Genomic DNA, 22,143 nt, shown 5'->3' on the forward strand with positions numbered 1-22,143 from the left:
GTGTCGCTGGTCCCTAGTTTTGGCGAAGGCCAAAGATATCCGACAGGTTGACCGAGGCGGAGTACAAGTTGACGCGGGCGCTGCTGGAACGACGGCATCGCCGGACCGAAGGGGCGTTCCTCGTTCAGGGACGCAAGCTGGTGGACGAAGCCCTGCGTTCCGGATGGACGGTGCGTTTCGTGGTGGCCACGGAAGAAGTGGCGCGCGCCGCGGACATCCCGGACCACTTGGTGCGCATCGCCCCTCCGCACCGGCTGGAGCGCTTGGGCACCTTCGAGCAGGGCAACGAGCTGATCGCCGTGGTGGACCTGCCCCGGCCCGGCACCGATGGGCCGTTGGGGGACGGTGAGCTCGTGCTCGCCCTGGACGGGGTGGCCGATCCGGGGAACCTCGGTACGATCATCCGGTTGGCGGACTGGTTCGGGGTCCGCCGCATCTGGTGCGCCGAGGGTTCGGTGGACCCGTTCAATCCGAAGACCGTCCAGGCCAGCATGGGTTCCGTCCTCCGGGTGGAGGTGTTCACCGTGCGCCTGCCGGACAGGCTGGCCCAGGCCCGGCGCGAAGGAGCGTCGGTCTATGCGGCGGACATGGCGGGTGCCCCGGTGTTCGAGGTGGGGCTGCAGCGCCCGGCGGTGCTGGTGCTCGGCAGCGAGTCCCACGGGCTCTCCGAAGCGGTGAAGGAGCAGGCCGGTGTGCGGTTGCGCGTGCCGGGGGGTGGGGGCGCGGAGTCGCTGAACGTGGCCATGGCCGCCACCGCCCTCTGCATGGAGTTCGAGCGCCGCCGTCAGCCCTGATCGACGGAACGTCCCATCCGCGCGGCGATGCGCTCGGCCACCCGCATCCCGTCCATCGCCGCGCTCACGATACCGCCGGCGTAGCCCGCGCCTTCCCCGCAGGGGTACAGCCCCTCCACTTCCGGGTGCTCGAGGGTGTCCGGATCGCGCGGGATGCGGACCGGGCTGCTCGTTCGGCTCTCCACCGCCACCAGGACGGCCTCGTTCGTGCGGAAGCCCCGCATGCGCTTCCCCACGCGCACCAAGGCTGTCCGCAGCCGCTGCATCACCGGCGGGGGCAGCAGCTCGTTGAGCGGTGCGCTGACGATGCCCGGGGGATAGCTGCACGCGGGAAGGTCGGCGCTCAGCCGTCCGGCGATGAGGTCCTCCATGCGCTGCGCCGGTGCGCACTGGGTGCCGCCGCCCATCCGCCAGGCGAGGTGCTCCACCGCCCGCTGGGTCTCCATGCCGGCGAGGGCGCCCGGGCCAGTGCGGAGGCTTCGCGTGTCGACCACCAGGCCCGAGTTCGCGAAGGGGTTGTTGCGCTTGCTCGGGCTCCAACCGTTGGTCACCACTTCGTCCGGCGCGGTCGCGCACGGGGCGATGATGCCGCCCGGGCACATGCAGAAGCTGTATACGCCATGGCCGTCCACCTGTTCCACCAGGCTGTAGCTCGCCGGAGGCAGCAGGGGGTCACGCGTGGCACAGTGGTACTGCATCGAATCGATCACGGTCTGCGGGTGCTCCACGCGCACACCGATGGCGAAGTCCTTGCGCTCGATGCGGATCCCCTTCGCGTGCAGCATGCGGAAGATGTCCCGTGCGCTGTGCCCGGTGGCCAGCACCACATGGTCCGCGGGCATCTCGGTGCCATCGAGCGTGCGAAGGCCCCGCGTCCTCCCGCCCTCCATGATCAGGTCGGTGACGCGACGGCCGAAATGCACTTCGCCGCCGGCGGCCAGAATGGCATCGCGCATGGCCGTGATGATGCCCGGCAGCTTGTTGGTCCCCACATGCGGATGAGCGTCCACCAGGATGTCGGGCGAGGCCCCAAAGGCCACCAGCCGGTCGAGGACGCCCCGCACGTCGCCGCGTTTGGTGGAGCGCGTATAGAGCTTCCCGTCGCTGTAGGTGCCGGCACCTCCCTCGCCGAAGCAGTAGTTGCTGTCCGGGTCGACCAGATGAGCCCGGTTGATCGCGGCCAGGTCGCGTCGCCGGGCGCGCACATCCTTGCCGCGTTCAAGCAGCACCGGTCGGATGCCGAGTTCGATGGCGCGCAGGGCGCAGAAGAGCCCTGCCGGACCGCAGCCCACGATGTGCAGGGTCGGGGCCTTGTGCACATCGCGGTGCACGAAGGCGGGTGGCCGCTCCGTGCTGCCATCGCCGGTCACCAAGGCCACGCGGAGCCGGATGCGCGGAGGTCGGCTGCGCGCATCGATCGACCGTCGCAGCACCTGATGCGTCAGGCCGGTGGCCGGTCCTTCACCGGCGGCCTCCAGGGCCGCGGCGCGCACGATCACCGGGTCGGCGGCTTCGCCGGGCGACAGCACCAGCTCCACCGTCCGCGCATCGCCCGTCATCCCTCGAAGGTGAAGGTCAGCACGTAGGTCTTCGTGCGAATGCTCTGCAAGGGCGTGCTGAACCGGGTGCCGTCATCGATCAGCAGGTTCGGGATGCCGATGCCGGTCTTGAGCTCGATGCCGAACTTGAAGTAGGGCAGGAAGAAATCGAACCCACCGCCCACCTCCGCGGCATAGTCGAACTTGTTCAACTTCACCACCACCTCCTCATCGATCGCATTGTTCACGTCCTTCTGGCTGGCCATGTCGATGGCGGCCTTGCCGCCCGCCACCACGTAAACCGCGAAGTTGTTGATGCGGTCGCTGCGGAACTTCAGCAGCAGCGGGAACTCCAGGTAGGTGCTCTCCACCGGCTTCTCGTACACCACCTCGGTGCCGTCGCTCCGCCGGAAGCGATACCGGAGCACCCGGTCCTGGAACGAGAGCGAGGGGATGAAACGCACGCTCAGGTTCGTGGTCATGTTCAGCGAACCGATGATCCCGAGGTTGAACCCCGGCTTGCGCAGGTGGTCGATCGCCATCACACTGTCCCGCGTGTAGGCCTGCGGGTCGAGCTTCATGAAGAAGTCGGAGGTGTTGTAGGCGAGCAGGAAGCCGAAGTGGAAGCGCCGGAGATCGAAGTTGGGCAGATGCTCGGTCTTGATGCCTTTGACCGGTCCGGTCATCTGCGACAGGGCATCACCCGACGCGAGCGCGCACAGCAGCAGGAGCGGGAGGAGGCGCTTCATGGATGCGCAACGAAGGTAGACAGCGATCCGTGCCCGTGGGCTTCAGGAGCGCGCGGTGTAAAGGGTGGCGATACCGCCGGACAGACGATCCGACGTGACCGCGCTGAAGCCCGAGGCGCGCAGGCGTTGCTCGAACACGGGTCCCTCGGGGAACGCCTCCACGGACCGCGGCAGATAGGTGTAAGCGCTGCTGTCGCCGCTCACCCATCGGCCGACCATGGGCATCACGCGGTGGAAGTAAAGGCGGAAGAGCGCCCCCATGAGGCCACGGGCCTTGGAGAACTCGAGCACGAAGACCCGTCCGCCCGGCCGCAGCACCCGCTTCATCTCGCGCAGGCCGCGGTCAAGGTCATCGAAGTTGCGCACACCGAAGGCCACCGTCACCGCATCGAAATGACCGTCCGGGAAGGGGAGGGACTCGGAGGCCGCGCGCACCAGCTCCACCCGGTCGGCCAGCCCGGCCCTGTCCACCTTCGTCCGGCCGTGGGACAGCATGCCTTCGCTGATGTCGGCCCCCACCACGGAACGGGCGTGTCGAGCACAGAGCAGGGCCAGATCGGCGGTCCCTGTGGCCAGGTCCAGGAGACGGTCCACCGGCTCCCTGCGCAGGATGCGCAGCACGCGCCGGCGCCAGGCCCGGTCCACACCCAGACTGAACAGACGGTTCAGCAGGTCGTAGCGCGGGGCGATGGCATCGAACATGCGCTCGACCTGCTCACGCTTCGAGCCATCCGGGGAGTACGGCTTCACGCTCATCACGCGCGGTCGGCTTCCGGCAGCGCGAGGCACTCCGCCAACAACAGGTCGCGATCGATGGGCACCACGCCCACCTGCTCGCAGACCAGCCCGCCGGCCAGGTTGGCCCAGGCCGCCAGGGTGCGCGCCGGGGCCTGCTGGGCGAGCAACAAGGCCGCCACGGCGATCACCGTATCGCCGGCACCGCTCACATCGGCGATGGTGCGCACATGGGCCGGGATCAGGTGGTCCTCGGCGTCCCCATGCACCAGCACGCCGTGCTCGCTCAGCGTCACCAGGGTCAACCGATTGCCCAGGGCGTTCTCCAGCGCTTTCACCGCACGACGCAACTGCCCCGCATCGCTGGCGTGCACCTCCATGCGCAGGCCTTCGCGCAGTTCCTTCAGGTTCGGTTTGAAGAGGTCCACCCCTTGGTACGCCATGAAATTGCGCTTCTTGGGGTCCACGGCCGTGGGGATGCCTTCGGCCTGGGCCAGGCGCACCACTTCGCGGATGAACGGGGGGCTGAGCACGCCCTTGTCGTAATCCTCGAACACGATCACGCCCGGTCGGGCGGACCTCACCCGGGCCTTCACGGCCTCCAGCAGGCGTTCGCTGTCACCGTCCGTCAGCACATGGTCGTCCTCCTCGTCCACGCGTACGATGTGCTGATGGCCGCTGATGACGCGTGTTTTCACCGTGGTGCGGCGGTGGGCACTGCGCAAAAGGCCTTCGGCGGGCAGGCCGAGCCCGCCGAACAGCTGGTCCAGTCGGGCCGCGTGCTCGTCATCACCCACCACGGTCATCACCACGGGGGTGGCGCCGAGGGCGCGGAGATTGAGGGCCACGTTGGCGGCTCCTCCAAGCCGTGCGCTGCGTTCCTGCACATGCACCACAGGCACGGGAGCCTCGGGGCTGATGCGGTCCACGCGGCCCCACAGGTAGGCATCGAGCATCACATCACCCAGCACAAGGGCGTTGGTGCGGGCGAACGCCTCGAAGCGGTCGTGGACCTTCTTCATGCCTGCAGGCGTTCCCCGAAGGAGCGCAGACGACGGAGGGCCTCGGTGAGCTTGTCGTCCGCGGTGGCGTAGCTGATGCGGATGGTGCCTGGGGCGCCGAAGGCATCGCCATCCACCACCGCGACACCGGCCTGCTCCAGCAGCGTCGTGCACAGCTCCACGGTGGAGGTGATCGACCGGCCGTCGACGGACCTGCCGAGCCAGGCGGACACATCGGGCAGCACGTAGAACGCCCCCATGGGCCGGTTGCATCGCAGCCCGGGAACGTCGGCGAGGCCGCGGACCACCAGATCGCGGCGCCGCAGGAAGTCGGACCGCATCGGAGCCAGCAGGGCAGGGTCTGCCTGCATGCAGGCCAGGGTCACCCGTTGTGCGATGCTGTTGGCCCCGCTGGTGAACTGCCCCTGTATGGTGTTGCAGGCCTTGGCGATCCAGGCCGGTGCGGCGAGGTAGCCCACCCGCCAACCGGTCAGCGCGAAGGCCTTGGAGAGCCCGTTCACCGTCACCGTCCGGTCCATCATGCCCGGGAACGTGGCGAAGGAAACGTGGCGGCCATCGAACACGATGTGCTCGTAGATCTCATCGCTGATGACCAGAAGGTCCGGGTGGGCGGAAACGACCCGGGCGAGTTCCTCGAGCTCCTCAGCGGTGAACACCGAGCCGGACGGGTTGCAGGGTGAACTGAAAAGCAAAAGACGCGTGCGTGAGGTGATGGCCGCGGCGATCCGGGCGATGGGCGGCTTGAACTCCTCCTCCAAGGAGGAGGGCACGATCACCGGGATGGCCCCGGCCATGCGCACCTGCTCTCGGTAGGTCACCCAGTAGGGCGCGGGGATGACCACTTCGTCGCCGGGGCCCACCAGGCCCAGAACGGCGTTCATGATGGCCTGTTTGGCACCGGTGCTCACCACCACCTGGTCGGGGTGATAGTCCAGCCCGTTGTCCCGGCGCAACTTGTCGGCGATGGCCTGGCGCACATCGGCGAAGCCGTTCACCGGGGGATACTTGTGCCAGGGACCATCGATCGCCCGATGGGCGGCCTCCAGCGCGAACGCGGGCGGGTCGTGATCGGGTTCCCCGAGGCTGAGGTCGATGATGTCCCGTCCCTGCGCACGCAGTTCGCGGCATCGCCGGGCCATCATCAGGGTGGCGGGTTCTTCGATGGAACGGACGAGCGCGGAAGGACGCATGGGCGCGGGACCTGCTTGGGCAGAAGCGGCAAAACTAGGCATGCGGCCCGGGGGTGGGCCGGGGCGGGCGGCCATCGATGCCGATATTCGTCAACATCTTTGTCCACGCATGGAGCCCTTCACCCTGTTGCTCATTGCCGTGCTGCCCTCCGTGGTGGTGTTCCTCACGGCGTTCTACCTGATCCGCCAGTTCATGCAGGCCCGTCAGGGCGAGCGGGCGGCCGAACAGCGGAAGGAGGACCGCCGGCACACGCTACCGCTCCGGCTGCAGGCCTATGAACGGCTGGTGCTCTTTCTGGAGCGGATCTCACCGGGCGGGTTGGTGCTGCGCGTGCACAAGAGCAACATGACGGCGCGGATGCTGCATGCGGAGCTCACGGCCACCATCCGTGAGGAGTACGAGCACAACGTCACCCAGCAGGTCTATGTGTCGGACAAGGCATGGACGCGGGTGAAGCAGGCGAAGGAGGAGACGATCCGCATCATCAACATCGCGTTCGAGCAGTGTGCCGAACAGGCACCGGGGACCGAACTCAGCCAGCGGGTCTTCGAGACCGCGTCCCGGTTGAGCCATCTGCCGTCCCAGGAGGCGGTCCTGATGCTCAAGGAGGAGGTGCGCCGCCTGTTCTGAGCAGGCCCATCAGCCGGTCCACGGCCACGGCCGGATCAAGGGTGCCCGCGGACACCTGGGCCTCGAGCCCGGGAAGCGCGCCGGCCAGGCGAGGGTCCTGGAGGGCGCGATCCAACAAGGCCTGTCGGAGGCCGGTGTGCAGCCAGTGCGCGGCCTGCGCGTTCCTGCGGTGCTGGAGGGCGCCCGTGGACCCGCATCGATGGCCAAGCTCCTCGAGCAGGCCCGCCAGGTCGGCGATGCCCTCGCCCGTGAGGGCCGAGCACCGCAGCACCGGCGGACGGCGGCCATCGCGCAGCGGCATCAAGTGCAGGGCGTGCTCCAGGTCGCTCACGGCAGCGTTCACCAAGGCCGGTGGGGCCGCATCCGTCTTGGTCACCACCACCATGTCCGCCGCTTCCATGATGCCGCGCTTGATCCCCTGAAGCTCGTCCCCCGCACCGGCGATGAGCAGCAGCACGGTCAGGTCGGTGACACGGTCCACATCGGATTCGTTCTGACCGGCACCGACGGTCTCCACCAGCACGCGGTCGTATCCGGCCTCCTCGCACAGAAGCAGCGTTTCGCGGGTGCGAAGGGCAAGGCCACCCAGGGTGCCACCGGTCGCCGTAGGCCGCACAAAGGCCCTGGGGTCGGTGGCGAGGCGGTGCATCCGTGTCTTGTCGGCCAGGATGCTGCCACCGCTCCGCTGGCTGCTGGGGTCCACCGCCAGCACCGCCACGCGGTGGCCACGGTCGATCAAGGCCGCACCCAGCGCATCGATCAAGGTGCTCTTTCCCGCACCGGGGATGCCGGTGATGCCGATCCTGAGGCTTCCACCGTGGTCCGTGAGCATGGCGAGCAGCGCCATCAGCCGGGACCTGTCCTCCGGCCTCCGGCTCTCCACAAGCGTGATCGCACGGGCCAGTGCGCTCCGGTCACCGCTTCGCAGTGCGGTGATCAGGTCCTCATCCTCGGTCCGCATGGTCGGTCAGAGCCCTTTCCGGTAGTTGTCCACCCATTCCGGGTCCGACACGTCACGCAACAGCCGGAACATCGCCTCCCCATGGCAGAGGTCGGTGGGATGCCGGAGGCCGTAGTTGCTCAGCAGCAGCATCTGTCGTGGAGACGGGTTCAGGGGTTGTTCCGCCCAGCCCTTGCCCACGCGCTGCCCGTCCTGCACGTGCAGCGGATACTCCCAGAAGCGCAACTTCCAGAGGTCGTCCAGCACCTCGCAATAGGGCACGATGCGGCGGCCATCCTCGGCCAGCTGCACCTTGCAGGCGTCCACACCATGCTCGGCGAACAGGTCCGCGCCGTGGGGATTGGCCTTGCTCGGCACCAGGCCCCGCACCTGCTGCAGGAACTGGTCCCTCGTCACCGGTTCGGTCCCGATCACCTCGCCCTCGAAGACCTTCACCACGAAACAGCTCATCAACTGGCTGTTGAGGCTGGTCGCCAGGCTGATACCGAAGGTGAACGAAGCATAGGCCGGGGGAGGTACCGCCTGACCCGCCGAGCCGGGCTGGGCCATCAGCGTTAGGGTGAGCGGGATGACCAGCAGGGCTCGGTTCATCGGGAGCGGCGAAGGACCGCAAAGATACCCCCACCGCCCAGGGCCATCAAGACCAGCGCACCCACCCACCACGCCCCGGAGGTCCAGCCGAGCAGGACGGACAAAGGCACGGAGGCGATGACGATCAGGTGGAGAAGCCCCTGATGACGAGGCGCGTTGATCGACATGCCATCACCGGATGGGCGCGGCCGTACCCTGGGTGCGCTGCCGCAGCAGGTGCTGGCGCAGGAGGTTCATGCGTTCGTTGAGCTCCTTGATGTAAAGCGCCTGCTCCTCCACGGTGACCCAGAGGCGGGTGTTGAGGTCGTCCAGGCTGAAGGGCCCCTGCATTTCCCAGTCGCTGCGCCCGGGGATGGTAGGCAGGTGACGTTCGCGCTCCACGTAGTTCACCATCTCCGCGATGGGCATGCGGCTGTAGCCGGCACCGCGCTGGCCGTCCTCCTCGCGGGCCTTGCCGTCGTAGTAGGCGTCGAACACGTGGTCGCTCAGGAGCAGGTTGCCGCCCCACACCCCGATCTCGGCGCTCAGGGTGCCGGGACCCTTGAACTTCTGGTCGGGCGATACGCCACTGGTGGCCCAGCCCGCGGTCTTCTCCACCATCACGGCCGTGGGGCTGTAGATGAAGTCGCCCTGGGTGAGCACCGGCACGATGGAATTGATCTGGGCGTTCAAGCGGAGCAGGGGACGGCGGTTGGCCGATCCGGTCTGGCCCACCCACTGAAAGGTGCCGTCACAGGTGACCAGGCTGGAGTTGGCCTGGAGCGCGCAGCCCGGGGAGTGGCTGTAGCCCAGGCAGAGCACGCCCGGGAAGTTCTGCGGGGAGGTGTTCGGGCAGGAGGCGAAGTAGCACGTTCCGCTGCCCGGTGTGAAGAGGTGACCGCAGGCGTCACAGTAAATACCGAAGAGCGCGGTGTAGTTCGTCGTCTCGGCGTTCACACCGATGTTGGAGGTCCAGCTGTTCAGGTCGAAGCAGTACTCCACCAGCAGGTTGCTTGCGCCATTCCACTGGAAGTTGGACACGTTGAAGTTGTGCGCGTTCCAACCCACCACGGGAACGAAACTGGCCGATGTGTGGCACACCACCCAGCCGGGTCCCATGTCGAGGGTCGTCAAGGCCGCCAGGGGTGTGTTCTTCATGCTCAGCTGGCCGTTGGTGATGGCCTGTCCGCCGCTTCCGGTGGCCTGGAAGGCCGCGCCGGTGATGTTGGTGTTCGCACAGATGTTCAATGCGGCAAGGTCGCTGGCCAGGTAGAGGTATTGGTGCCGGCCATCCTCCCAGCCCCTGCTGTAGGGGGTCTCGATCGTACTGAAGAGGCCGACGTTCGCGAAGGAACCGTTGTCGATGATGGGCCCGCCGGTGGAGGGCCAGCCGGTCTGGTAGGCGCAGGCGGGCACCGGACTGCTCAGGTATACCCGGTTCTTCTCCAGGATGAAGGCGTTCTCCAACTGGTACCAGTTGGCCGAGTTATCGATGTTGCCCTCGTGGGCGCCGGTGGTGGCGTTGAGGCGGATGCTGCCTTCGGTGTTCGTGGCCGAGGTGCCGCCGATCAGCAGGCCACCGTTCACCTCCAGTTGTTCGGTGTAGGTGGCCGGGGCGTTGACGCCGACGAGCCCCCCGGTCGACAGGGCTCCATTGGTGATCCGCATGCGCTCCAGTCCATTGGTGCGGAAGGCCAGGTCCACGTTGTCCGTGGTGCCCACGTGATCCGTGGCCGGGTTCGTGCCGGTATTGCCACCCAGTTGCCACGCTGCAGTGCTTGATACGAAGACCCAGCCTGGTGCGGGCAGCAGGTCGGTATCATAGTACCAGTAGCCCTTCGGGGCGGTCGCGGTGCTGTTGTTCTGGAAGACCATGAGGCCCTCGGCGGTGGCCAGGGCGGTCCGCTGGGCGTCGGTCATCCGGGGTGCAAGGAAGGCGCGGCCGATCTGGTTCAGGTCCAGCATGGCGTTCGTGCCGGGCGCTGCGCCGGTGTTATTGATGCCGATCTGCCCGTTACCGGACAGGCTTGCGAGCAGCGAGGCGATCAGCCCGAGGTACCGGGAAAGCCGAACCCCTGAACGGTGGAGGGGAAATGCCTGCATCGCTCAGGGGTTCGGGCCGAAGAACGGTCAGTCCTGCTTCAGCCCATCCAGCCGCTGCCGCAGCAGGTGCTGGCGCAGGAGGTTCATGCGTTCGTTGAGCTCCTTGATGTAAAGCGCCTGCTCCTCCACGGTGACCCAGAGGCGGGTGTTGAGGTCGTCCAGGCTGAAGGGGCCCTGCATCTCCCAGTCGCTGCGTCCGGGGATGGTGGGCAGGTGGCGTTCGCGCTCCACGTAGTTCACCATCTCCGCGATGGGCATGCGGCTGTAGCCGGCACCGCGCTGGCCGTCCTCCTCGCGGGCTTTGCCGTCGTAGTAGGCGTCGAACACGTGGTCGCTCAGGAGCAGGTTGCCGCCCCACACCCCGATCTCGGCGCTCAAGGTGCCGGGGCCCTTGAACTTCTGGTTGGGCGATACGCCACTGGTGGCCCAGCCCGCGGTCTTCTCCACCATCACGGCGGTGGGGCTGTAGATGAAGTCACCCTGCGTCAGCACCGGCACGATGGAGTTGACCTGGGCGTTCAAGCGGAGAAGGGGACGGCGGTTGGCCGAACCCGTCTGACCGGTGAACTGGAACGTACCGTCGCAGGTGGTCAGGGAGGAGGTGGGCAGGAGTTGGCAGCCCGGGGTGTGGCTGTATCCCGTACAGAGCACCCCAGGGAAGTTCTGCGGGGAGTTGTTCGGGCACGACGCGAAGTAGCACGTTCCGCTTCCGGGGGTGAACAGGTGGCCGCAGGCGTCGCAATAGATCCCATAGAGCGCCGTGTAGTTCGTCGTCTCCGCGTTCACGGTCACGTTGCTCGTCCAGTTGTTCTGATCGAAACAGAACTCCACCAGCAGGTTGCTCGCGCCGTTCCACTGGAAGTTGGACACGTTGAAGTTGTGCGCGTTCCATCCCGCCACAGGAGTGAAGCTCGCGGCCGTATGGCACACCACCCAGCCACCGCCCACGTCCAGGGTCGCCAGAGCGGCCAGGGGGGTGTTCTTCATGCTCAGCTGGGTGTTCGTGATCGCCGTTCCACCGCCGCTCGTGGCGCTGAACGCGGCCCCGGTGATGTTCGTGTTCGGGCAGATGTTCAAGGCCACCAGGTCACTGGCGAGGTAGAGGTACTGGTGGCGACCGTCCTCCCAGAACCGGCTGTACGGCGTTTCGATCGTCGAGGCGATGGTGGTGTTGGCGAAGGCCCCATTGTCGATGATCGGACCACCGGTGGTGGGCCAGCCCGCCTGGTAGGCGCAAGCCGGGACGGGGTTGCTCAGATACACCCGGTTCTTCTCCAGGATGAAGGCGTTCTCCAACTGGTACCAGTTGGCCGAGTTGTCGATGTTGCCCTCGTGGGCGCCGGTGGTGGCGTTGAGGCGGATGCTGCCTTCGGTGTTCGTGGCCGAGGTGCCGCCGATGAGCAGACCGCCGTTCACTTCCAACTGCTCGGTGTACGTCGCCGGGGCGTTGATGCCCACAAGGCCGCCGGTGGACAAGGCACCGGCCGTGATCCGCATGCGCTCCACCCCATTGGTGCGGAAGGCCAGGTCCACGTTGTCCGTGGTGCCCACGAAATCCGTGGCCGCATTGGTGCCGGTATTGCCGCCCAGTTGCCAGGCTGCCGTGCTGGATACGAAGACCCAGCCTGGTGCGGGCAGCAGGTCGGTATCATAGTACCAATAGCCCTTCGGGGCGGTCGCGGTGCTGTTGTACTGGAAGACCATGAGGCCCTCGGCGGTGGCCAGGGCGGTCCGCTGGGCGTCGGTCATCCGGGGCGCAAGGAAGGCGCGGCCGATCTGGTTCAGGTCCAGCATGGCGTTCGTGCTGGGCGCTGCGCCGGTGTTGTTGATGCCGATCTGGGCATGCACGGGCAGCAGGGCCGTGAGGACCGTGCCCAGCACGACCGGACGGAACAGCAGGATCGTGGTACGGGTCGAACGCATGCGCATGATCAATGGGTGGTTCGAGATTCGGTGGCGGCACGTCCCTTCAGGTCGGAGACCATCCGGGCCTTCTGGGCATCGGTCAGCTCAGGCAGCGCCTGCACGGCCGAGGTCATCGGTACTACTTCGTCGGGGCGCAAAGGCCGGTCCGTGCTCAACACCTCGAGCAGATGGGCCTGCCGGTTCAGCTCGGCCAGGTACAAGGCGTGGGTCTCCGTGGTCGTCCACAACTGGTTCGTCAGGTCCCCGAACGAGAAGCCATGCTCCCGCTCCCATGCAGCCCGGCCCTTCATGGTGGGCAGATGCCGGTTGAGCCGGGTGAACTCGGCCATCTCTTCCATGGTGAGGGTCCGGTGCGTGCCTGCGGCCTCGGCATCCGAGGGGGCCACCCGACCGTCGAAGTGCCGGTCGAACACATGGTCGTTCAACCGCACGCCATTGTCATACACGCCGTTCTGCGCATGGATGGTGCCCGGACCCTTGAAGGACCGGTACGGATCCGGCGGGTTCACCCACAACCGCCAGCCGGGGGTCTCCTCCACCATGAAGCCACCGTCGTACACCACGTAGTTGCCATTGCCGGAAACGATCGGTCCCGGGGTCGTGCTCACGGTGCCGCCAAATCGGATGACCGGGCGCAGGGTGCTCGCACCACCGAGACCGCAGGTATTGTCCATTCCGCTGCCGGTTACTGTGCCTGCGCAGGCAGGAGAAATGTTGTTACATGTACCACCAACAATCGCCACATAACGGGTGTAGCTCAAGTTTGAGCCCGTGTTCGAAACTTTAACAGGAACGTGTCCTGGCCCTGAGGGAGAACCGCTCATCACGACCTCAACAATTATGTTGCGTGCGCCGTCCCAAACGAAAGGGGTGCTTAGATTGAACACATCCCAGGCACCCGCACCAGCAATAGGCCGAGACTGGGCAGCTCCACTAAAGCCACAACCGGCACCCGGATCGGTGTTGGCCACGAACCCCCCGGCGAGGTCGTTCAGGCCCGGTGGAGCATGGAATACCGACACTTGCCATGTCCACATTTTACCCAATCCGGATTGGCCGATAAAAAAACCAATCTCATCAATCTCTTCCCCCGGGCACAGCCCCTGGGTCCAAGTGGTGTTTCCGTTCAACTGGGCCAGTTCCACGTTCAGCTCGTTCACCAAGAACATCATCTGCTTGCGCATACGAGCGCTGCCAATCCCGTTGTGATATGGGGTCACAGTTTGAACATTCGACCACTGGGGTCCTGGAGGCAAAGGGGCATTGGGAATGTTGTTGGAGATCTCCGCGAAACCGGCTCCGCAGGTCGCCTCCGCGTGATGGGAATAGGGCACCGGGCCGAAGACCTGATAATCGTTCGGCAGCTTCCGCCAGCCGGAGGCCGGCCCCATATAGCCCTCGTGCCACAGGTCCGTGGCGTTCCAACGGATGGTGCCCACGTTGGTGTTCGCGGTGGTCCCGGTCAGGCGCACTGCACCGCTGACCTCCAGGAGCTGCTGCGCGGCAGGAAGCGGGGTGGGCGCGCCCATGGCCACGCGGCCACCGGCCTCCACCACCATGCGCTCGATGTTGTTCGTGCGGAAGTTCAGCTCCGTGGCGTCCGTGGTGCCGAGGTAGTCGTTGATCGGGTTCACCAGGTCATTGCCCGTAAGGCCCCAGGCGGCGGAGCCCACGCTCACGCGCACCCACTGGGCGAGCGTGCCGTCGTAGTAGTAATAGCCGGCCACACCATCGGTCTGGTAGATGGTCATGCCATCCACCCCTGCGGGGCGCTGCGCCGTGGTCATCCGCGGCACCAGGAAGCCCTTCTTGGCGTTCGCCGGCAGGGCGCTGACGTCGATGTCCAGGATGGCCGTGGGGCTGGGGGCGGCACCATTGGCGTTGATGCCGATGTTGTTCTGGGCGGCCAGGCCCATGCTCAGGCCCAGCGTCAGTACCGTCAGGGAGGTCCTCATGGCCGTGCGGTTCTTGGGTTGCGCGTTGGTCATGGTCAGGGCTTGCTGCGTTGGTTGAGCTGCTCCAGGCGGTCCAGCAGCGCCTTGCGTTGATCATCGGTCAGGCGTGGGCTTCGCTCCACATCCTGTCGCATTCGTTGCCATTCCTCCTGGGTGAGACCATTGGAGAAGGTCATTTCCTCCAGGACGCGCAGGTCGCGCTCCAGTTCGGCGATGTACAGGGCCTGCTCCTCCACGGTGCGCCAGAGGCCGGTGCTCAACTCACCCAGGGAGGTGCGTTCCCCCGTCTCCCAATCCGTCCGTGAGGGCATCGACGGAAGGTGGCGGTTCTCGGCCAGGTACTGTTCCAGCGCGTTGAGGGGGACGAAGCGATGGTCCGCGGCGCTGCTGGCATCCTCGGGCTTCACGGCATCATCGAAGTAGCGGTCGAACACGTGGTCCGAAAGCTGCAGACCGCCGTCGACCACCCGGTCCTGGGCGCGGATGGTGCCCGGACCGCGATACACGCCTGCGGTGGCCGCCCATTGCGGGGTGCCCACCATCAGCGCGTGACCGTTCAACAGCGTGTAATCACCCGTGTTGTTGAACGGGGTCGGTTGCTTCACCTCCCCCCAGACCTTGAAGACCGGTCGGGTGGTGTTCAACCCCCAGAGCAGACCCGTGGGGAATACCGCCGGGGTGGTGTAGTGGGTGGACCCGGGGTTCACACTGGAACCCGGCATGTAGGACCAGATCGTGCTTTGGAAGGTGAGGCCGGAGGTCAGCAGGACACGGGGGCTGACCCCTAACACGGCAGACTTGAGGTAGTTGATCTCGATGATGATGTTGTCCGTGCCGTTCCAGAAATACGGCGGATTGAGCGGGAAGACCACGTCGCCGGCACCGACCCGCAAGTTGCTGGAGTTGAAGCGCACCGGGGAGGCGTTCATGCCATTGCCGGTGGCCTGGTCGATGCCCGTGGCCGGAAGGGACGCGAGCGCGGTGCTGGCCACCTTGACGTTGATGTTGAGCACGCAACCGGGCACCGGTGAGTTCGGGTCATCATCCAGAGAGGTCACCGCCAGCTGGGTGATGTTGCCCGCGCACAGGTTGAACGGCGGGTTGGCCAGTTCGCTGCCAAGGATGAGGTACTGCACCCGGCTTCCGGCGGATTGGGCCGTCTGGCTGGTGGGGAAGGGCGTCTCCCGCAATCGCTGAGGGGCGGCGGCACTGGTCTGGAAGTTGGCCACCCCGCCTTGCGTCTGGCCCGGAGCACCGCACACCAGGTTGAAGTCGGTGTAATCCTGTCCGGTCACCACGGTCTCGATGTTCTCCAGCCGCGTGAAGAGAGGCCCCACGCGCAGGAACTGGTTCTGATTGGTGGCGGTGCAATTGGCGCTGAGTTGCAGGGTGGTGGCGTTCACCACGTTCAGGATGGTGGCGCCGACGGGGATGCCCGTTCCGCTCACATACATGCCGGCGGAAAGCCCCGCCGTGGACGGGATGGTGATGTTGGCGCTGCCGTTGGTGGTGTTCATGCCTTGGATGGCGCGCACCCCGCCACCCTCGTGGTAGTTGAGCGCATCGTTGTACCGCAACACCCCGTTCGCCGTGGTGAGGCTGTACGAACTGCCCGGATAGACCGGCGCCTGCTTGAAGAGGCGCATGGCCCCGTTGACATGCAGGGCCTCCGCGGGCGTGGTGGTGCCCACTCCCACAAAGCCGTTCGTTCCGCTGATGGTGATCCTCGGGTTGGCCGCACCGTTGGTGTTGATCCGCATGTCATCGTTGCTGCCCGCCACCGTGCCGATGAAGTTGGTGGCCACGTTGGTCCCCGCATTCCCGGACTCCGACCACCCGAAGCCGGTGGCCATCCGGTTCCATGTGGCCCCGTCGTGATAGTACAGGCCCACCGCGTTCTTCGGATCATAGGTCGCCGGATTGTCGGTCTGGTAGACCCAGAGACCGGCGGTGGGGCCAGGCAGTGCCAGGCGCTCGGTGTAGGTCATCCGCGGAATGAGCAGGCCGCGGTTGGTGGCCTCCAGTTCCAGCAAGGCATTGGCGTTCGCCGGCGGAGCCCCTGTGGTGTTGATCGCCACGTTCTGGGCGGTGGCCGGAACGGCGAGAACACCGGAGAACAACAGGACGTACAGCTGGCGCGAGCGTAGCGTCTTCTTCATGGAACGAAGCGTTGGATAGCGTTTCGGTGCGGAAAAAGCCTGATGGACATCAGACAAAAGTAACGTGACCTTGGTTCGACGGCAACACCAAGGAGCCACATCGGTCCGGATGGTTGGAAGGGAGCCACGATGCGCTGCAAAGGCAGGAGGAAGACGCCAACCCCGGGGAAGAGTTGCCCGTTAGTTATCAACAGGCTGTGACTGAGGGGGATGTGCGCCTCAACGCACCAGCAGCCGACCGCGACCGAGCGGGGCGCCCAATGGGGCGCGGGTGACCACTTCATACAGCCCTGTCGGTACGGCCGCCAGTGGGATCCGGAGCGACGCAGGACCTCGGTCGAGGGGCTGGGTGCCACGCGCCAGCGGCCGACCAGAGAGGTCGAGCAGTTCCCAGGTGTAGGTGCCCGGGACAGGTGCCTCGAAGGTGAGCACGACCTGGTCATCCGCCGGATTCGGGCTGAGCATCATCGGTAGGCCGAACCCCACGATGGCCGTGACCTCATTGGAGAGGTGACCCGTTCCTCCGTCGAGGTCGAGCTGGCGAAGGCGGTACCGGTTGAGGCCGGACAGCGGCGTGGGGTCCGTGAACGCGTAATCCGTCCTGGACTGGCTGGATCCTTGGGCCTGGACCTCGCCGATCGCAACGAGCTCGCCATGCGCTCCAGCGCGCTCAATGACGAACCGGTCGCTTTCATGTTCGCTCAACGTGGACCAGGTGAGGTGGACCTGGCCACCATCCACTTCGGCCAGCGGACCGACCAGTTCGACCGGGAGAACGGTACAGTCCAGGCTGGCCCCTCCGGAGAGGGTCCAGGTAAGGTCGAATGCCAGGCCGCTGCGGCTGTAGTTGCTGACGTAGAGCGAGTAGATCTCGCCGGCCGTCACCGTAAGCTCGTTGCTGAACGGTGGCCCGCCGCCGCCTTCGGAGTCATTCGTGGCCGAGGTGGACAGTCCCGTGTTGCCGGACGTGCCGCTGTAGTTGCAACGTACCGGTGGGCCGCCCGGGGAGCACGTGAGCGAGCTCATCGGGCCCCACACTGCGAAATCGTAGTCATCGGTCACCGTATCGGGCTGGATCGTGAACTCGATGGTGCCCGAGGCGGATGGCGAGAAGTGGTACCACACACCCTGGATCTCGTCGGTGGAAAGGCAACCACGGTTGTTCACCGTGAGGTCGGCCTTCACACCGGTATGCACGGGTTGATAGTTGATGGTGGAGGAGCCGCAGACCGTCTCACCGCCGAAGCAGTCCGCGCGGTCCGGAGCGGGTGAGGTGCAACTGGTCCCCTGTGCGTGCACCAGGCCCGTGGTCGGGTTCGGGCCGTCGCTGAAGATGATCCCGTCCTCAAGCTGCAGGAGATAGCTGATCTCGTTCTCCCAAGGACTGTTCGCGGTGTAGTCGATGGTGAGCAGGTCGAATTCGTTGAAGGGGATGTAGAACACGCCCTGCTGACCATTGGTCAGGGTGAAGTTCTGCACCGGACCCGCACCGAGGGTGATCCCCACGGTCGAGCCGTCCCACCCATCACCGTAGGAGTCCTGCAGACGAAGGACATAATAACAGTCGCCGGTCAGGGCAGGCTCCTTTATGCACAGGTTGAAAGTGCCCGAGCTCGCGTTCGTCCATACCCGCAGGTAATAGGTGTCACCCGGTACGAGGTCAAGGTCCGTGAAGCTGAGGTAGGGCATGCTTCCCGGTCCGTCGGACGCGTCGCATTCGATGAGGGTGAACGTGCCGCCACAGGCTGTGGCACTATACAGGGCCATGTCGACATTGCCCGTTGATCCGGCCGCTGCTTCGATGGTGATGGCTCCGGAGGCCGGTGCCACGATCGTGAACCACACATCACGATTGGGGGTCATTCCGCAGCCCGGATCGGGAATGCCGCCTGTGGCCGTGGCGCCTGTGGTGGTGTAGGTGGAAGGGATGCATGAGGTGGATGGCGTGATCGCGATCGCGGAGCATGGATCATCGTTCGTCAGACCCTGGATGCAGATGGACCCGTTCATGCCGTTGTTCGCACCGGCTCGCTGGACGCGGATGAGGTACGGGTCACCGACGACACTGGCGAAGCTGACCGTTTCGTTCACACCGGCACCGCCTGCATTGGCGCAGGCCACCACGGTATATGGACCTCCGCATGCGCCTGTCAACACGTGCAGGATCGCATCATCCGATCCGGATGGGTCGAAGGTCACCGTGGTGGATGTGGAAAGGGCGGTGAACCAGCCGAACGCATCATCGTTGCTGCTGGCCGAACAGCCTGTTGGAACGGGAGCATTGGCCACATAGCTCCCCGGCTTGTTGAAGGTCTGCCAGGAGCAACCCACGGAAACCGCGTACTGATTCGTCCCGGCATAGCTGCATGCATCGCTGGTGGTCTGGGCCTGCAGCAAGGTCGGGAAGGCCAGGGCGCAACAGGTGAGGACCACGCAACCACGCCGCAGACGACCTATTGGATCTTGGATATGGGGCTTGGCCTGGGTCATGTCCATATCATTGGTCTTGTTCGCCGACCTCCAGACGTCCCGCGTGGTCCAGCGGTCGGTGGGTGAGGTGAACGCCCATCAATGCTGCATCCGCGATGAAGGCAGGCAGATCAAGCGGTACGTGGGTGAGCACCTTCACCGGTCCGCCTTGTGGCTTCATGGAGACCCTTGCGTCGGGGTCAGATGCACGAAGCTGCTCGATGAGCAGTTTCTGCTGCAGGGGACTGATGAGGCCCTCCTGCACGAACACGTAACTGTGTTCATCGGCGAGCTCTTGGGCGTTCACCGTTCCGATGAACGACAGCATGAGCAGCAGGGTGCCGGTGCGAAGGCGCATGCGCGGGCAGTTTGTCGCGCTTGTACGCACAAGTGCCGCCCGGGTTGCAGGTGGGCGGGGCCGCTGGTGGCAGGGTCAGTAGCGCAGGACGGGCCAGGCTTCGCGCTGTCCGGCCGCAGTTGTCAGGGCCAGGGTGTAGCTCCCTGAAGGCAGATCATCCATCGGGATGCGAATAAGGCGGGCACCTGGTCCCGGAGGGATCGCCTGAGCACGGACGGTCCGCCCCATCGCATCATGAAGCGTCAGCATGGCCGCGTCAGCGGCCGTGCCCTCGTACTGAAGGAGCAGGGGGCCGTTGGAGGGGTTGGGGAACGGCGCGTTCTTTCCGCCGGCCCGGAAGACCGCCGTGGTGGTGGCCACCCGCGTTTCATACCCGCTGTCATCCACCTCGGTCAACCGGTAGTAGTTCAATCCGTGGTAAGGTGTTGTGTCCCGGAACTGATAGGAGAGCTGCATCTGGCTGTGGCCTGCCGCAGGGACTGAACCGATGGCAGCGAAGAGCTCACCGTCCGCCGAACGCTCCAGGATGAAGCGGTCCGAAGCGGTCTCCGTGGCCGTCTCCCACGCGATGAGCACATGGTCGGTCGCCGCCTCTGCGGAAAGGCCGATCAGCTCCAGGGGCAGGACGGTGCAGTCCAGGGAGGCCCCGTTGGTCAGGTTCCAATCCAGGCTGAACTGCTGGCCGTTCGCGCTGAAGTTGTCCACGTAAAGGATGTAGATCTGGCCAACGAGGACGTTGAAGGTGCTGACCCACCGATCGCCCCCCGCACCCTCGGTGACGTCGGTGGCGCCGTTGCCGCATCCGGTGGGACCGGTCGGAGCGGCATACGAGCACCGCAAGGGTGGGCCCACGGGTGGACAGGTCACGGCGGACATGGGCCCCCATACGGCGAAGTCATAGTCAGTGGGAACAGCAGGGTTGATGGTGAAGCCGATGGTGCCGGCCGCGCTGGGGCTGAAGTAGTACCACGTGCCCTGCCGTTCCCCACTGGCGAGGCAGCCTTGGTTGCTGGCGTTCAGGTCGGCGGTGCAGCCGGTGTTGTTGGTGTTGTTGTTGAAGCTCTGGTTGTTGCAGATCGTGGAGCCGCCTGAGCAGTCCTCCGGGAAGGTGGTGCCCACGGTGGATTGGAACGCGCAGATGTTGAACGAGCCCTGCTGGCCGTTGTAGCCCCACATGCGCAGATAGTAGGTCTGCCCCGGGGTGAGCGGGTTGCACCGGCGGTCGATCCGGGGCATGAGCCCGATCGCATCATCGTTGCACTGGATGCTGGTGAACGGTCCCGCGCAACTCGGGGCCGAGTAGAGCTCCATGGCCCCGTTGGTCATCGTGCCGATGGCGGTCTCGATGGTCACCACCCCGTTGGCCGGGGCCGTGAAGGTGAACCACACATCCCCGCCGGTGTAAAGGCCGCAGCCCGGGGCCGGGGCTCCGGTGGTGGCTGTGGCGCCGATGTTCGAGTACGTCAGCGGGATGCAGGAGGACAGCACCGGGAGCGGATTCGCACCGCAGGGATCGTTCCCGGTCATCGGTGGGGGCGGTGGGATCGTGTACGCGCAGATCGAGAAGGTGCCGTTGTTGTCGCCGCCGAACTCCCAAAAGCGCACATACACGGTACTGCCCGGGGTGAGGCCGGTGGCGTTGATGTATGGCATCAAGCCGTTCGCGCTGCCATCATCATCGCAGGCCACCTGGGTGAAGGGCCCGCTGCATGAAGGGGCGGTGTACAACGCCATGCCGCCGTCGGTGATGATGCCGGTGTTCGAGTCGAGGATAAGCACTCCGCTTGCGGGCACCACCACGGAGAACCACACGTCGCTGCCGGTGTAGAACGCACAGGTGGGGGCAGGCGGCCCGGTGGTGGCCGTGCTGGACGCCGTGGTGCCGTTCTGGAAGACGCAGCTCAGGCCCGGGGTGAGCGGGGTGGCGCCGCAGGGATTGTCGTTCGCGGGCGGGGGAGGCGCCGCACCGATGCTGAAGGTGCCCGGGCATGGGCTGGCCGGGGTGGGCCAGGTGTCGAACCAGATGTAGTACTGGGTGCCGGCGTTCAGCGTGACGGTGATGGTGGTGCTGTTGCCTGCGTTGCCGTCGCCGTACACGCAGGTGCCTCCACCGTTCGGGCAGCCGGCCCATACCTGCACGGAGCTCCAGGTCTGACCCGTGACATTGATGTTATACGCACCCGTGACCGAAGGGGTCAGCACGTACAGCGCTTCGTTGCCGTTCTTGTAAGCTGCATTATCACCGGTGCCGCAGAGGGCGCCCGGCACGTTGGTGGAGTTCAGGTCGTTGGTGGCACCGCAGGTCAGCGCCTGATTGGTGATCGGCAGGCTGGCCGGGTTCAGCACGGTGGCGCCTGCGCACGTGGTGGCATGCCCGCGGTGGAACGTCGCCAGCGCCAGGACCGCCAACAGCGATCTCCGGATCATGGCGCGCCGAAATGGCGGTCGGTGCACGTGCGGGGTCATGGCTTAATGGGACCCGGAGCGGACGTACGCATCATAGAGCTTCGGATAGGCATCGATCCAGGCGCGTTTGGCGGCCGACCGAGCGGCATCATCAGGCGGACCGGCTTCCTGCAGTGACCAGTTACCATCCGGCGTGGGCACCAAGGCCCGATAGGTCGGAACACCGGGCCACATCACCTCGACCCCGAGCAGAGGCACACCGCGCACCTGAAGCACCGTCACCAACGCGTCCAGATCGAGGTCGGTCACCGGCGTGAACTTCGCCAGGGTGCGATCCGCAGCGAGGTGGAGCGGCACCACCTGGTCATGGTCGTGCAGCGTATGGATGGTCACCTTCTCCAACGTGCCGCTGAGCGGAAGGAAGAAATGCAGGAACACATCGACACCGGCCACGCTTTGGGCGGAGGCGACGCGCGGCCCGGCGGTCAGCACCGCCAGTAGGAAGAGAAAGGTTCTGCGTAGAACCATGATCGGGCAACGACTCGGAAGCGTGCAAGCAAGTTACGGAACAGGATCG

Annotated in this window: 17 protein-coding genes; 2 read left to right on the forward strand and 15 right to left on the reverse strand. The window is 65.8% G+C overall.

Annotation, left to right across the window (positions count from 1 at the left end):
- Positions 1–47: 47 nt before the first annotated feature.
- Positions 48–794: an RNA methyltransferase gene (locus IPM49_15815; protein ID MBK9275989.1), complete on the forward strand. Its 747-nt coding sequence runs from the start codon at positions 48–50 to the stop codon at positions 792–794.
- Here the strand turns inward: IPM49_15815 and IPM49_15820 are convergent.
- The 5 genes from IPM49_15820 to IPM49_15840 are packed head-to-tail and all read right to left on the reverse strand — an operon-like array spanning position 785 to position 6,028.
- Positions 785–2,353, reverse strand: coding sequence for an FAD-dependent oxidoreductase (locus IPM49_15820; GenBank protein ID MBK9275990.1), 1,569 nt, complete (start codon positions 2,351–2,353; stop codon positions 785–787). The two genes, IPM49_15815 and IPM49_15820, sit on opposite strands and share 10 nt — an antisense overlap.
- On the reverse strand, positions 2,350–3,081 hold the full coding sequence (locus IPM49_15825) for a PorT family protein (GenBank protein ID MBK9275991.1): 732 nt from the start codon (positions 3,079–3,081) through the stop codon (positions 2,350–2,352). The genes IPM49_15820 and IPM49_15825 overlap by 4 nt, the downstream gene beginning before the upstream one ends.
- Positions 3,082–3,123: 42 nt before the next feature.
- Positions 3,124–3,837 (reverse strand): bifunctional demethylmenaquinone methyltransferase/2-methoxy-6-polyprenyl-1,4-benzoquinol methylase UbiE, encoded by a 714-nt coding sequence (gene ubiE / locus IPM49_15830; protein ID MBK9275992.1) that lies wholly within the window; start codon positions 3,835–3,837, stop codon positions 3,124–3,126.
- The gene (locus tag IPM49_15835; GenBank protein ID MBK9275993.1) at positions 3,837–4,838 is read right to left on the reverse strand and encodes a D-glycero-beta-D-manno-heptose-7-phosphate kinase; all 1,002 of its coding nucleotides are present in this window, start codon (positions 4,836–4,838) and stop codon (positions 3,837–3,839) included. The genes ubiE and IPM49_15835 overlap by 1 nt, the downstream gene beginning before the upstream one ends.
- The gene (locus tag IPM49_15840; protein MBK9275994.1) at positions 4,835–6,028 is read right to left on the reverse strand and encodes a pyridoxal phosphate-dependent aminotransferase; all 1,194 of its coding nucleotides are present in this window, start codon (positions 6,026–6,028) and stop codon (positions 4,835–4,837) included. Before IPM49_15840 ends, IPM49_15835 begins: the two co-directional genes overlap by 4 nt.
- Positions 6,029–6,137: 109 nt before the next feature.
- On the opposite strand from IPM49_15840, the gene IPM49_15845 reads away from it, so the two are divergent.
- Entirely contained in the window at positions 6,138–6,659 is a 522-nt protein-coding gene (locus tag IPM49_15845) for a hypothetical protein (GenBank protein ID MBK9275995.1), read from the forward strand.
- Here the strand turns inward: IPM49_15845 and meaB are convergent.
- The 10 genes from meaB to IPM49_15895 form a co-directional block, all read right to left on the reverse strand.
- Positions 6,631–7,620 carry a methylmalonyl Co-A mutase-associated GTPase MeaB gene (gene meaB / locus IPM49_15850; protein ID MBK9275996.1) on the reverse strand — a complete coding sequence of 330 codons (990 nt, stop codon included), beginning with the start codon at positions 7,618–7,620 and terminating at the stop codon, positions 6,631–6,633. The two genes, IPM49_15845 and meaB, sit on opposite strands and share 29 nt — an antisense overlap.
- A 6-nt stretch (positions 7,621–7,626) precedes the next feature.
- Positions 7,627–8,211, reverse strand: coding sequence for a hypothetical protein (locus tag IPM49_15855; GenBank protein MBK9275997.1), 585 nt, complete (start codon positions 8,209–8,211; stop codon positions 7,627–7,629).
- Between the two features lie 171 nt (positions 8,212–8,382).
- Positions 8,383–10,293 (reverse strand): hypothetical protein, encoded by a 1,911-nt coding sequence (locus IPM49_15860; GenBank protein MBK9275998.1) that lies wholly within the window; start codon positions 10,291–10,293, stop codon positions 8,383–8,385.
- 27 nt (positions 10,294–10,320) lie between these two features.
- Positions 10,321–12,216 carry a hypothetical protein gene (locus IPM49_15865; protein MBK9275999.1) on the reverse strand — a complete coding sequence of 632 codons (1,896 nt, stop codon included), beginning with the start codon at positions 12,214–12,216 and terminating at the stop codon, positions 10,321–10,323.
- 8 nt (positions 12,217–12,224) lie between these two features.
- Complete coding sequence (locus tag IPM49_15870; protein MBK9276000.1) at positions 12,225–14,174, reverse strand: hypothetical protein; 1,950 nt, start codon at positions 14,172–14,174, stop codon at positions 12,225–12,227.
- A gap of 35 nt (positions 14,175–14,209) precedes the next feature.
- The gene (locus IPM49_15875; protein MBK9276001.1) at positions 14,210–16,333 is read right to left on the reverse strand and encodes a hypothetical protein; all 2,124 of its coding nucleotides are present in this window, start codon (positions 16,331–16,333) and stop codon (positions 14,210–14,212) included.
- A 219-nt stretch (positions 16,334–16,552) separates the two neighbouring features.
- The gene (locus IPM49_15880; GenBank protein ID MBK9276002.1) at positions 16,553–18,823 is read right to left on the reverse strand and encodes a hypothetical protein; all 2,271 of its coding nucleotides are present in this window, start codon (positions 18,821–18,823) and stop codon (positions 16,553–16,555) included.
- A gap of 7 nt (positions 18,824–18,830) precedes the next feature.
- The gene (locus tag IPM49_15885) at positions 18,831–19,160 is read right to left on the reverse strand and encodes a hypothetical protein (protein ID MBK9276003.1); all 330 of its coding nucleotides are present in this window, start codon (positions 19,158–19,160) and stop codon (positions 18,831–18,833) included.
- A 75-nt stretch (positions 19,161–19,235) separates the two neighbouring features.
- Positions 19,236–21,587 carry a hypothetical protein gene (locus tag IPM49_15890; protein MBK9276004.1) on the reverse strand — a complete coding sequence of 784 codons (2,352 nt, stop codon included), beginning with the start codon at positions 21,585–21,587 and terminating at the stop codon, positions 19,236–19,238.
- A gap of 42 nt (positions 21,588–21,629) precedes the next feature.
- Positions 21,630–22,094 (reverse strand): hypothetical protein, encoded by a 465-nt coding sequence (locus IPM49_15895; GenBank protein MBK9276005.1) that lies wholly within the window; start codon positions 22,092–22,094, stop codon positions 21,630–21,632.
- Between the last annotated feature and the right edge of the window lie 49 nt (positions 22,095–22,143).

This window comes from Flavobacteriales bacterium (genome assembly GCA_016715895.1).
GTDB lineage: Bacteria > Bacteroidota > Bacteroidia > Flavobacteriales_F > PHOS-HE28 > PHOS-HE28.